The following is a 12,252-nucleotide window of genomic DNA, read 5'->3' as shown; positions in this document are numbered from 1 at the left end:
CACCGCGCGATTATTTGCGCGATGCCCGCATCGCTAACGCGAAGATGCAACTGGGGGCGACGGCGCGGCCTATCAGCCAGATTGCACATCTCGTTGGCTATGATGACATCAAGTCCTTCCGCAACACATTCCGCGAATTGACAGGGCTTACCCCCAGCCAGTTTCGCACGGCGGCGCGTGTTTGAGCGTTTCTGCCGCTATTTCGCGACAGCCCAATCTTCTATCATGGCTAGATAACGCAGCGTTGCCGCGGTTAAGGTGGCAGAATACGCGATAAGGGCGATGTTATAATTGTTGAAGCGATCGTGGACCTGGACGATGATACTGGCGTCCAATGAGACGCCTGACACTATCCCAAGAGAATATAGACCAAAACTTAACCAGAAGTCGCAGATAGTATCAACAGGCTAGCCACGCCATGCCGGGGCACGATGATCTGGCAGTTGTCGCGCCTGCAGACCATCATGAATGTGCCTGAACAGAAGGGTTTCGCGGTTTGTCATCTTGCCCGGCCCGCGGCACCCCACGTACAAGTTGTTGCTGGTGACGTTTCCCAAATGAAATTGTTCTGACTCCAGAACCTGCACCAGCTTTCCAGATGTGAGGGCATCTTTGACGACTTCGTCATTGACCATCGTTAGTCCGATCCCGAAATATCCGATTTCATGCGAAACGTCTACATGGCCACGAACAATGACTTGGCTTGGCGAGCGTGGCGTGCGCACCAATTTGTCCCGAACAAATCTTTCTGAGGATCCGGGTTGCCGCTCCCGATAGAACCATGGGATTGGGCCCTCACCGTTATCGAGGATGACGTGAGTGTGATATGCCAGGTCTTTGACTATCCGCGGCACCCCCATGCGCGACAGATAAGACGGGGCAGCAACGATCACCGATCGCATTTTCATCACCTCGTGATATTCAAGAGGTGACTTTTCCGGCAGACCGCTACGCACAACGATATCTACTTTGTCGTTGTCCGCCAGATCATAGCCAAAACGCATGTCGAGATTGATGCCGGGATATAATTGAAGGAAATCCGCCAATATCGGAACGAGCCACTGCGAACCAAAGCAGGTGTATGCCGATAAGCGGATCGTGCCGCTCGGCTTCAGAGATATTTCCGAAGCAAGCGACAGCGCATGGTCAAGCTCCTCTACTTGTGTGCGCAATATCTCAAAAAGTCTCAAACCTTCATCAGTCAAACGGACTTCTCGCGTGAGACGATAGAAAAGACTGAAGCCAAGACGTCGTTCGAACTGTGCGATACTCTGACTGATCGCAGCCGGTGTGACGCCCAACTCCGACGCAGCTTTGCGAAAGCTTAATTCGCGGGCCGCGACGATGAAGGGGACCAAATGATTCCAGTTTCGCATTAGTTGAAAAGATGCATTAGCCTTGCTAATCTGTCAAATGTAAAAACTTGGCCTCCCGTGGGTTAACAGCCCGCGCTAATTCCTGCGCACGGAGAGGAAAGCTGCGACGGCTACGCCACCTTGAAGGTGCGCTAGCAAAGGCCCGCGGGGCGGTAAGGCCATGGAAGTGGCGTGACCGCTCTTGCGCAGCCGATGAAAGCAGCAACTCGTTCCGCCGATAGGGTAAAGTCCGCGACAAAGCGGGTAGGGGAGGAATTGATAATGAAATCTGCATATCGGCATGCTTTTGGCGTATCGCTGCTGAGTATCGCCCTGATGGGGCTTTCCAACGAGGCGATAGCGCAGGACGCATCGTCGCAGAATCAGGCGCAAGGGGCGGGCGCGCCCGTTGGCGAACGCGGCTTCGATGACATCATCGTCACGGCCCGCAAGGTGGGTGAGGCATCACAGTCGCTGCCCATCACGATTTCCGCATTCAACGCCGAGCAGGTGAAGCAAAAGGTCATCCTCGATGTCCGCGATCTGCAGACTGTCACCCCTGGACTGACCATTTCGAACAATCAAACGGGGGGCACGCCGGTCTTCGCGATCCGCGGTACGGCGACCGAGCTTGGCATCGACGGCGGCGTTGCACTCTACCTTAACGACGTACCGATCATGAACGCGATCGGACTTTCGACGCAGTTCTACGACATCTCCACCGTTGAAGTGCTGAAGGGCCCGCAAGGCACGCAGTTCGGCACCAACACGACGGGCGGCACCTTGACGGTGCGCACCAACCTACCGTCTGCGGACGTGGAGGGTTACGTCAAGGCCGGCTACGGCAATTATAATCGCAGGGAAGCGGAAGGGATGATCAACCTTCCGGTCAACGATGTGCTCGGTTTCCGTTTCGCTGGCAACTGGATCAAGCGCGATGGCTATGTCAGGAACCCGATCGCCGCTGGCGGCGCGCCTGATCGCTTCGCCAACGAGAATCGCTACTCATTGCGCGGCACGATGCAACTCGCTTCCGGCCCGGTCGATAGCGTGCTGATCGTCGACTATTTCCACCGGAACGAAGCGCCCTCCGGCACCATCCCAACTGACTTTGGCCCCGACGCCGGCTTCGGGATCGACCTTAGGACCTTGGGTGAGAGAGTCGGCAACCGCAAGACGATGTATGTGGGCGCAGATCCATCCGGTTTGCCCCGGCAGTATTATGGCCGCGCCAAGCTGTTTGGCATCGAGCATCGGGTGAACATAGACGTCACCGACAACTTCAAGGTGCGCAACGTCTTGGGCTGGCGCAAGGACGTTATCGGTTTTTCCGAAGACACATCGGGTCTAACTTTGACGCAGGTGAATATCTACAAGGATACCAAAACCTCGCAATGGACTGACGATATCACCTTTTCGTACTCCGCCCTGGACAATCGCTGGCGGACGAGCGTCGGCGGCTTCTTTCTGCTGAACGACAAGAAGGAAGGGATCAATGCCAATGTCGGGCAAAGCCTGTTCCTGTCCGGCGCGTTTGGTTTCTCACTGCCGCTCGTGATCGACATCCACAATTTTGAGCGCAAGAAATTCACGTCGAAGGCCGTATACGCCAATACAGAGTTCGATATAACCGACAGCCTCAGCGTTGCCGGTGGCTTCCGCTATAACTGGGATCGTATATCCTCGGAAGTATCGGCGTCCCAGGTTAGCGGCGTTCTGCCAAGCTTTGGGCCCAATTATTTCCCCGACGCGCAAACGCCCTGCGCCACGGCAGCCTTGCTGTTCTATCAAGACAGGGACTTCGGGGCTTGCCTGGGCCGCCGTGGGCGCGGCTTCCGCGCTCCGAGTTGGAACGTGGCAGTGACCAATAAGTTCGGACCGCGCGTCCTGGGCTATGCCAAGGTCAGCCACGGCTACCTTTCGGGCGGCACCAACTTCACCATTCGTGAACTGCCGTTCTTCCAACCGGAAACCACGACGATGATGGAGGCCGGGTTGAAGGCCGATTGGTCGATAGCCACGCGCCCGATCCGCACCAATATAGCGCTTTATCGGGGCAAGACCAAGGATAAGCAGGTCTTCGTGAATGCCAACTACGATGATGGTTTCGCGGCTTACGGGGTCATCAACGCGGCGCGCCAGTCGGTATGGGGGATCGACCTCGACGTTCGTTTCTCGCCGTTCCAGGGCCTGACACTGGATGCAGGCTACAACTACATCAAATCGAAGTTCGACAAGTTCGTGATCCCGGGCTTGGGCGGTAACGCTGATGGCAAGACCGGGGCCACTCTCGTCACGCCGACCGACCTTAGCGGAGCGACCCCTGCCCAGACGCCCAAGCACCAGCTGAACGTTGCGGCAAGCTACGAATGGCCGATCGCGTCCACGGCTGGCAAGGTCACAACCACGGTATCGGGCTATTACACCAGCAAGATTACGCAGACGAACGTGTTCAGTGATTACAACGCCCGCTTCGGTGAGCGCTTCAATCAGGTGCCCGGCTATTTCACGGCGAATGCATCCTTGAACTGGAACCAGGTTATGGGCAGCCCACTCAGCGTTCAGCTTTGGGTCCGCAATTTGTTTGATAAGAACTACCTGACTTCACGCAACGTCCAGTTCCAGGCTTGGGGTTACTCCACCGCCACTTTCGGTGCGCCCCGCACTTACGGGATCAACGCCGAATATCGGTTCTGATCAAACGCCGCGCCGCATGGTTCTCGCTCCGGCGAATTCCGCGGCGCGGCACTTTGTCTTAGCACCAGGACCCGCAATGACAGATGAGACGATAGGCTTGGAAAAGCCGACACATGAAGAGAGTGCCATGCGGGCATATCAGGCTGGCATGAGCGGGTGGACCGACCCACTTTCCCCAGATGTGCTCCTGGCCCTTGCCGAGAACCTGACCGGACTGTCCGACTGGGGCGGACAGCGGTGGGATGAGGACGAGTTCCGCCACAATTTCACGCTGCTGTGCAACGGGATCGAGGAGACCGGCGAGGTTTCAGGACAAGGACGGCAGCGCTCGTTCGCGCGGCTGTTGACGATATTGGTCTCGAGATTGCGCTATCTCGACGCGCGCAAGCGTACCAGCGGTGTCGAAGAGCAACGCGTTCTGGCCCCGCTGATCGGGACGGGAATGCCGCGCGCCGGCACGACATTCCTGCATGGCGTGATCGCGCAGGACCCGGACCTTCGCGTCGCCCGTGCTTTCGAAGCGGCCATGCCGGTGCCGCTGCCCGGTCAGCATGGTGATCGGCGCGCCCAAGTCTATGACGCCTTGCTTAGTTACCAGGGGATGACCGATCCCGAATTGCGGGCGATGCACCCGTACGGTGCGGAACTGCCGGAGGAATGTCTGTTCCTTCAGGAAGGCGCATGCACTGCGTTTTTCGGTGGGTTCTGGAACGTTCCATCTTTCATGGCGGCCGCCGCCGACAAGACCGCGCTGGCTTACAAATGGCAGATCGGCGTGATGCAGTACCTGCAGGCCGATGGTGACAAGCGGCGCTGGGCGCTCAAGACCCCCGCGCACATCATGGCTTGGCACGAGATGCGGCTCGCCTTTCCGGATGCGCTGATATACGTCAATCATCGCGATCCCGCCAAGGTGGTCCCGTCCATGACCAGCTTGCTCGTGACCCTGCGAGGGCTCTATTCGGATCAAGCGATCGACCGTGCCGCCGCCGGGCGTGAGCAAGTGGCGGTATGGGCGCAAGCGATGAACGACTATGGCTTGTGGCGGCGTGGCCCGGGGCAGCGCGCCCAGGTGGTCGACATCAATTTCTCCGATCTCACCGCCGATCCGCTCACGGTAATTGCTAACCTGTACGACAGCTTCGGACTCACACTGTCCGCGCTAGCGCGGGAGCGTATGGAACGCCACCTGGCGACCGATCATCACGGCAAGGGTCCGCAACGCCGGTATTCGCTGGCGGAATTCGGCATGACCGCCGACGATATCGATGCCGCTTTCGGCGAATACATAGATCAGTTCGGCATCACCCGCGAGCGTGGCGGCCGGACATGACCCAAGGTTGCAGCACCATGACCAATCCTATCGCAACGCCCGATCAATTCGCGGCCGAGGCCGACGTGCGCGCCATGCGTTCCGATCCGCGCAGCGACGCCGTGCGCAACCAGATCGCCAAGTATTTCGAGATCGGGTACGGATCTCGCCTGCCCGAAGAGATGCGGCCGATGCTGGGCGATCTGGCGGACGAGTTCTTGACCAACTGGTTTTTCAAGGGCGCAGCCTCTGACAGCCAACACCCGCGACTGGTGCGTAACTTCATGCCGGCGCATGAGTGGCATGGCACCAATGTTCCCGGCGCGCGCACAGGTGGGGACAATCCGGACAACTGCTATCGTCTGGCAGGGATAGAGCACGGAACGCATTATCGCCTCACCGGGCGGGCCGTGGGACGTAAGCCGGCCAACATCTCGTTTACGCTGGCTAACAACTTTGGCACTTCACAGACAGTGGCGATCCTTGAGGATCACCAGCTCGCCTGGAAGGATGATGGAACCTTCGTCATCGAGATCGACGATCTCCCCAAAGGCGAACGCGAAAACCATCTGCTTACTGCGCCCGGCAACAAGTTCCTCTTCATCCGGGACTCGATGATGGACTGGGGCGTGGAAACGCCGTTCGAGCTGACGATAGAGCGCCTCACGCCGGCAAAGGCGCTGCCGATCGATCGGGATGAGATGTTCGCACGGGCAACGCGCCATGCGCTTCGCGACGTGTTTCAGTACTTCTGGTTCCAGAACATGGTTAGCAGCATCGCGGTCAACACGATCGCGCCGGCGCGGCCCTTGGCCAGTTCCGGCGTGGGTATGTCCACACAAGGCACCAGCAGCGGTCATTTCCACCTGGGGCCCGACGATGCCGCTATCCTGACGTGGGATCCGGCCAGTGCAGGTTATGCTGCCGTGGAATTGACCGACTGGCTCTATCGCTCCCTCAACTACCAGGACATTCAATCGAGCCTGACCGCGGCACAGGCGCATATCGATGATGACGGCTTGGTTCGTACTGTCATCGCCCGGCGTGATCCCGGGGTGTGGAACTGGCTGGACACCGGCGGATACGCAAATGTGCTGATGATCCTGCGCTGGCAGGCGATGCAGCCGGAAGGGCGCCCGATTTTCGCTTCGGTGCAAATGACGACGCTGGACGATCTGCGTGGGCAATTGCCACCACAAACCCGCTGGATCAGCGAGAGGGAGCGCGAAGAGCAGTTAGCCGGTCGCAGGGCCGCGTATCAGCGTCGCATCACCTAGCCGCCGACCTGATCGTTGACCCACGGACGATACAACGCCCGCCCAGGACCATTTTGCGCGGAGGGCCGTCCGGGTGATCCAGCCGTTCTGACAGCATCGCCATCGCGGCGCGGCCGATCTCCTCGACCGGCTGCTCGATAACGGTCAGCCCGCCGCCGACCAGATCCATCCACGGCTCGTTGTCGAAACCGGCGAGGGCCACGTCTTGCGGGACCGACAGTCCCAGCGCGTGGATCGCGCGCAGCATCGCGGTGAGCATGACTCCGTTGCTGGCGATCAGGGCTGTGGCGTGCCCGGGCGTGTGCATCAATGTGGTCATCGCACGCTCAGCCTCGCCCTCGCCATGAGCCACCGGGACCGGCTCGGGCGTCAGACCCAGATCGGCCATGGCCTTGGTGTAACCGGCGCTGCGCTCGCTGCCGGTGGTGCTGCTGGCTCCGAAGAAGCCGGCGATCCGCCGATGGCCGCCCGCATGGAGTTGGTGAACCAGCAGCGCCGCCATCGCCTCATTGTCCAGCACGACAGAATCCTGCGCGGCGCCAGGAATTGTGCGATCGATAAGCACCACCGGAAAGTCGAACCGCTGACGTGCCGCTTGCTCGACGCCGGATTGCGTCGGCGCCAAGATCACGCCGGTCACCCGCTCCTCCTGCATCAGTTGCAGATACATCGATTCCTTGGCCGGATTCTCGTCGGTATTGCACAGGATGACGCGCAAGCCGCGTTCATAAGCGATGTCCTCGACCGTGCGTGACACGGCGGTGAAGAACGGATTGCGGATGTCTGCAACCACCAGGCCGATCGTGTTGCTGTGGCGCGAGCGCAGCCGCCGGGCGGCGAGATTGGGGCGGTAACCCGTCTCGGTGACAGCGGCGAGGACGCGCTTTTGCATCACCGTATCGACCGCACGGCCCGAAAGCACGCGCGAAACAGTGGCGGCGGATACCCCGGCCACGCGGGCGACATCCTTGATTCCAACGGGCATGCGGGAAATCGTTCTCCACGAAAATGATCCTCACACTCTGTCGCCTACCGCTTCGACTTGCAAGATGCGTGGTGCATCTTGACAATTCTTTTAGAAAACGTTTTCTAAGCGAAGTGAGAGTGTGAGGAGAGGCCGCAATGACGCTACGAGAACCGGCGGATGCGCTGGCCCGTGATTTGATTCGCATTGATGCCCAGGTCACCGACAAGGCGGATGCGATCCGCCAGGCGGGGCAATTGCTCGTTGCCGCCGGCTGCGTCGCGCCCGGATATGAGGCCAGCATGGCCCAGCGCGAAGCGGTGGCGAACACCTACCTCGGTTCGGGCGTGGCGATCCCGCACGGGCTGGGCGAGGACAAAGGCCTGGTCCGTCAGGACGGGATCGTGGTCCTGCAAGTGCGTGGTGGTATCGAGTGGAACCCAGGCCAGATCGCGCATCTGGTGGTGGGCATCGCCGCCAATTCGGACAGCCACATTGCGATTCTGCGCCGCCTGACTCGCCTGATCCAGGACGAAGCGCGGCTGAAAGGCCTGTTCACCACCAACGATGTGGCGCTGATCGCCGATGCCTTGCACCGCGATGGGGTGGACGCCGCGCCTGCTTCACCTGCCGAAGACCTGGCCGAAACGATCGCATGGACCGTCGACTATCCCTCAGGCCTGCACGCGCGTCCTGCGGCTGCATGGGTCGAGGCGGCGAAGGCCAGCGGCGTCACCATGCGCGTGCGCCACGGCGATGAAACCGGTGATCCGCGCAGTCTCATTTCCCTGCTCCAGCTTGGCCTAAAGGCGGGCGATAGCGTCACCATCAGCGCCACCGGCGACGGGGCCGCTCAAGCGATCGAGCGCTTCCATGGTGTGATCACCCGCCTGTCATCGCGCGAGAAAGCGGATGCGGCCCGCGCTGCCGAAAAGGCGCTGGCCCCGGTGCGCGGCTGGAAACCCGCCGGCACGCCGCGAATGGTGGCGGGCGTAGGGGCCAGTCCCGGCCTTGCCATCGGCAAGGTGCATCTCCTCGCCGCTGCCGAGCTTGAGGTTGTCGATCAGCCGGTCGCACTGGTCGAGGGCGGCCAGTTGCTCAATGATGCCTTGGTCCGCACGCGTGCCCAGATGAAAGCGCTGGTCGATGATACCGCGCGCCGACTGGGTGCGGGGGATGCAGCCATTTTCACGGCGCAGGCCACCTTGCTGGACGATACCGACCTGATCACGCTGACCTGCCAGCTGATGGTCGAGGGGCACGGCGTCGCCTGGTCGTGGAATGAGGCGATCCAGCGGCTGGCCGGCCAGTTGACCGCGCTTGGCAACCCCGTCCTGGCGGCCCGCGCGGCCGATCTGCACGACGTGGGTCGGCGCGTGTTGGCGCAGATCGATCCCGGGCTTGGCACCGGCACTCTCGCCGACTTTCCTGACGAGCCGTCGATCCTCGTCGCCGCCGACCTTTCGCCTTCGGACACGGCGTCGCTCGATGTCGCCAAAGTGGCCGGCATCGCTACGGCGCTGGGCGGACCGACATCGCATAGCGCCATCCTGGCGCGCACTCTGGGGCTGCCGTCTGTCGTCGCGGGTGGTGCGGAACTGCTGGCTCTGGCAGCTGGGTGCACCGCGATCGTCGATGGCGACAGTGGCCGCATCTGGCTCAACCCCTCGGAAGAAGACCTCGCCAGCGCCCGCGCTTGGATCGCCACTCTTGCCGATCAGCGCGCCGCGCAGGAAGCAGAGCGCAGCCGCCCCGCGGTGACGACCGATGGTTGCTCCATCGCCATCGGCGCCAACATCAACCAGCCGGAGCAGGCACCCTTCGCCTTGGCTCAGGGCGGCGAAGGCGTCGGCCTGATGCGCACCGAATTCCTGTTCCTTGAACGCGGTGACAGCCCCAGCGAGGATGAGCAGTTTGCGATCTACCGAGCGATGATCGACGCGCTCGATGGCCGCCCCCTGATCGTGCGCGCGCTCGACATCGGTGGCGACAAGCAGGTGCCGCATCTGGACTTGCCGCGAGAGGAGAACCCGTTCCTAGGGGTTCGTGGCGCACGACTGCTGCTGCGGCGGCCCGACCTGCTCGATCCGCAGTTGCGTGCGCTATATCGCGCGGCGAAGCTGGGCGGCGATCTTTCGATCATGTTCCCGATGATCACCTCCGCGTCAGAGCTGATCACGTTGCGGGATCGATGCGATGACATCCGCGTCGCACTTGACGCACCGCAAGTGCCGATCGGCATCATGATCGAGGTGCCCGCCGCCGCCGTGCAAGCCCAGGCGCTCGCCGCCCATGCCGACTTCTTCTCGATCGGCACGAACGACCTCACCCAGTATGCGCTTGCGATCGATCGCCAGAACCCCGAGCTGGCAAGTGAAGCGGACAGTCTGCATCCGGCCGTGTTGCGCCTGATCGCGATGACGGTGGAAGGCGCACGCTCGCACAACCGCTGGGTGGGGGTGTGCGGCGGGATCGCCGGCGATCCCTTCGGCGCGGCCTTGCTGGTGGGGCTGGGCGTGGACGAACTTTCGATGACCCCGCGCGATATCCCGGCGGTGAAGGCACGCATCCGTGCCGCCGATCGAACGGCGCTGGCAACTCTGGCCGCCCGGGCCCTGGCGGCCGAGAGCGCGGCGGATATACGCGCCCTTGATGGAGAAGGCGCGTGATGCGCGTTATCACTGTCACGCTCAACCCGGCGGTGGACGAGACGATCACGATCGATCGGCTGGTGCCCGGCACGGTCCATCGTGCGCGGGATGTGCGGCGGAACGCAGGGGGCAAAGGCGTCAACGTGGCGAGTTGCCTGGCCGACTGGGGCATCCGCGCCACGGCATTCGGCCTGCTGGGCACCGAAAACGCCGCACCGTTCGAGGCGCTTTTCACCGCTGGCGGGATCGAAGACCGCTTTGAACGCGTGGCCGGGGCCACCCGGGTGAACCTCAAGATCGTCGACGCGAACGACACCACGGACATCAACCTGGGCGGATTGCCGGTCCGTTCCGAGAATGTCGCGAGCCTTGTTACCAAACTTGAAGCACTGGCGGGACCGGATACGCTGGTGGTGCTGGCAGGTAGCCTGCCGCCCGGTTGCCCGCCGTCCATCTACGCCGATCTGTCTGCCAGGCTGTGCGCACGAGGGGCGCGGGTTCTGCTCGACAGCAGTGGACCCCCGCTGTCCCTGGCGCTGGCCGCGCCGGAGCTGCCTTATTGCCTCAAGCCAAACCGCCACGAACTGGCCGAATGGAGCGGCAAAGCACTGGATGATCTCGCAGACGTCGTCCGCGTGGCGGACCAGCTGCGCGATCGCGGGGCAAAGCTGATCGCCGTTTCGCTAGGGGCCGATGGCGCGCTTTTCCTGTCTGAAAAGGGCACGATCCGGGCGCAGTTGGCGGCTCCAATCGTCGTCAGCACGGTGGGCGCAGGCGACGCGATGGTGGCAGGCCTCGCAGCCGCGATGGCCGAGGGCGCTTCGCTTGAGCGCACCGCGCGACTGGCGACGGCATTCGCGGTCGCCAAGCTGAGCCTTTTAGGACCGCATCTGCCCGGCCGCGTCGAGGTCGAAGCGCTTACACACAAGGTCAAGATCGTCGCGGTCGAAACGGCCGACGCGACAGGCATGGGAGAGACACGATGAGCAGGATCCTGGCGGTCGTCGAGGCCGAAGGGGCTGGCGTGACCGGCGTGCTGGCGGGTGAAGCGCTGCGCAAGGCGGCGCGCGCCAGCGGACGGACGATCGAGATCGTCCAGTCCGGGCAGGAAGCTGTTCCGCAACCAGACAAGGGTGACACCCTGCTGCTTGTTGCGCCAAGCGACCACGCCTTGCGGTTCGGCGATCGGCCGCATCGGCATCTGACGCTGGAGCAAGTGCTCGCTGATCCCGATGCCGCGATCGCGGCCACTGACGCGGACGTCACATCCGGGACCGCAACCGTGCCGACTGGTACCCGGCGGATTGTCGCCGTGACCTCATGCCCCACCGGCATCGCGCATACCTTCATGGCAGCCGAAGGCCTGACAGAAGGCGCGCGCCAGTTGGGCTACGATATCCGGGTCGAAACCCAGGGCTCCGTCGGTGCAGGTAACGCGCTGACGCCTGAAGAAATCGCTGCCGCCGACGTGGTGCTGATCGCTGCCGACCGCGAAGTCGATCGCGCGCGCTTTCGCGGAAAGCGTGTCTGCTCCAGCAGCACGAAGCCTGCGATCACTGGCGGCGCGAAGCTGATCGAGCAAGCGCTCACCGAAGCAAAAGTGCAGGCCGGTGGTGAGCAGGACCATGCTGCGTCAGCCAGCAAGGAGCGCGCGGGACCCTACAAGCACTTGATGACCGGCGTGTCGTTCATGCTGCCATTCGTGGTCGCGGGCGGTCTGCTGATTGCGCTCGCCTTCGCGTTGGGCGGCATTCACGCGAATGAGGATGCCGCGGCGGGCACGCTGGCCCATGCGCTGTTCGAGATTGGCGCCAAGGGCGGCTTCGCGCTGATCGTGCCCGCATTGGCAGGCTATATCGCGTTCTCCAGTGCCGACCGCCCCGGCATAGCGCCAGGCATGATCGGCGGCATGATCGCCGCCAATCTCGGCGCAGGCTTCCTGGGCGGTATCGTTGCCGGATTTATCGCCGGCTATGGCGTTGCCGGGCTTAACCGG

The 12,252-nt window shown here is 62.1% G+C and carries 9 protein-coding genes; 7 read left to right on the top strand and 2 right to left on the bottom strand.

Going from position 1 to position 12,252, the window contains the following annotated elements; translation table 11 throughout:
- A partial coding sequence (locus tag ACHWRX_RS14430; RefSeq protein WP_394659704.1) for a helix-turn-helix domain-containing protein occupies positions 1-185 on the top strand: 185 nt, incomplete at its 5' end.
- A 222-nt stretch (positions 186-407) separates the two neighbouring features.
- Here the strand turns inward: ACHWRX_RS14430 and ACHWRX_RS14425 are convergent.
- Entirely contained in the window at positions 408-1,358 is a 951-nt protein-coding gene (locus ACHWRX_RS14425) for a LysR family transcriptional regulator (RefSeq protein WP_193753318.1), read from the bottom strand.
- A gap of 279 nt (positions 1,359-1,637) precedes the next feature.
- Between ACHWRX_RS14425 and ACHWRX_RS14420 the strand changes: the two genes are divergently transcribed.
- The 3 genes from ACHWRX_RS14420 (at position 1,638) to ACHWRX_RS14410 (ending at position 6,641) form a co-directional block, all read left to right on the top strand.
- A complete protein-coding gene (locus tag ACHWRX_RS14420; protein ID WP_288414340.1) occupies positions 1,638-4,052 on the top strand; it encodes a TonB-dependent receptor in 2,415 nt (804 codons plus the stop codon).
- 127 nt (positions 4,053-4,179) lie between these two features.
- A complete protein-coding gene (locus ACHWRX_RS14415; protein ID WP_394659703.1) occupies positions 4,180-5,385 on the top strand; it encodes a sulfotransferase family protein in 1,206 nt (401 codons plus the stop codon).
- A 17-nt stretch (positions 5,386-5,402) separates the two neighbouring features.
- Complete coding sequence (locus ACHWRX_RS14410) at positions 5,403-6,641, top strand: hypothetical protein (RefSeq protein WP_394659702.1); 1,239 nt, start codon at positions 5,403-5,405, stop codon at positions 6,639-6,641.
- Here the strand turns inward: ACHWRX_RS14410 and ACHWRX_RS14405 are convergent.
- Positions 6,634-7,626: a LacI family DNA-binding transcriptional regulator gene (locus ACHWRX_RS14405; RefSeq protein ID WP_394659701.1), complete on the bottom strand. Its 993-nt coding sequence runs from the start codon at positions 7,624-7,626 to the stop codon at positions 6,634-6,636. The two genes, ACHWRX_RS14410 and ACHWRX_RS14405, sit on opposite strands and share 8 nt — an antisense overlap.
- Positions 7,627-7,763: 137 nt before the next feature.
- Here ACHWRX_RS14405 and ptsP point away from each other — a divergent pair, with 137 nt between their 5' ends.
- The 3 genes from ptsP to ACHWRX_RS14390 all read left to right on the top strand — a co-directional run.
- A complete protein-coding gene (gene ptsP / locus ACHWRX_RS14400; protein ID WP_394659700.1) occupies positions 7,764-10,274 on the top strand; it encodes a phosphoenolpyruvate--protein phosphotransferase in 2,511 nt (836 codons plus the stop codon).
- On the top strand, positions 10,274-11,242 hold the full coding sequence (gene pfkB / locus ACHWRX_RS14395; RefSeq protein WP_394659699.1) for a 1-phosphofructokinase: 969 nt from the start codon (positions 10,274-10,276) through the stop codon (positions 11,240-11,242). The genes ptsP and pfkB overlap by 1 nt, the downstream gene beginning before the upstream one ends.
- Positions 11,239-12,252 (top strand): fructose PTS transporter subunit IIB (locus ACHWRX_RS14390; RefSeq protein WP_394659698.1); only part of this gene is annotated, 1,014 nt, incomplete at its 3' end. The genes pfkB and ACHWRX_RS14390, both read left to right, overlap by 4 nt.

Source organism: uncultured Novosphingobium sp. (genome assembly GCF_964277725.1).
Taxonomy (GTDB): Bacteria; Pseudomonadota; Alphaproteobacteria; order Sphingomonadales; family Sphingomonadaceae; genus Novosphingobium; species Novosphingobium fluoreni.
This window is presented reverse-complemented; position numbering and strand designations above follow the sequence as displayed.

Bases quoted from the DNA above. Each gene is read 5' to 3' on its own strand.
- ptsP (WP_394659700.1), top strand. From the start codon at position 7,764: ATGACGCTACGAGAACCGGCGGATGCGCTGGCCCGTGATTTGATTCGC.
- ACHWRX_RS14405 (WP_394659701.1), bottom strand. From the start codon at position 7,626: ATGCCCGTTGGAATCAAGGATGTCGCCCGCGTGGCCGGGGTATCCGCC.
- ACHWRX_RS14420 (WP_288414340.1), top strand. From the start codon at position 1,638: ATGAAATCTGCATATCGGCATGCTTTTGGCGTATCGCTGCTGAGTATC.
- ACHWRX_RS14415 (WP_394659703.1), top strand. From the start codon at position 4,180: ATGCGGGCATATCAGGCTGGCATGAGCGGGTGGACCGACCCACTTTCC.
- ACHWRX_RS14410 (WP_394659702.1), top strand. From the start codon at position 5,403: ATGACCAATCCTATCGCAACGCCCGATCAATTCGCGGCCGAGGCCGAC.
- pfkB (WP_394659699.1), top strand. From the start codon at position 10,274: ATGCGCGTTATCACTGTCACGCTCAACCCGGCGGTGGACGAGACGATC.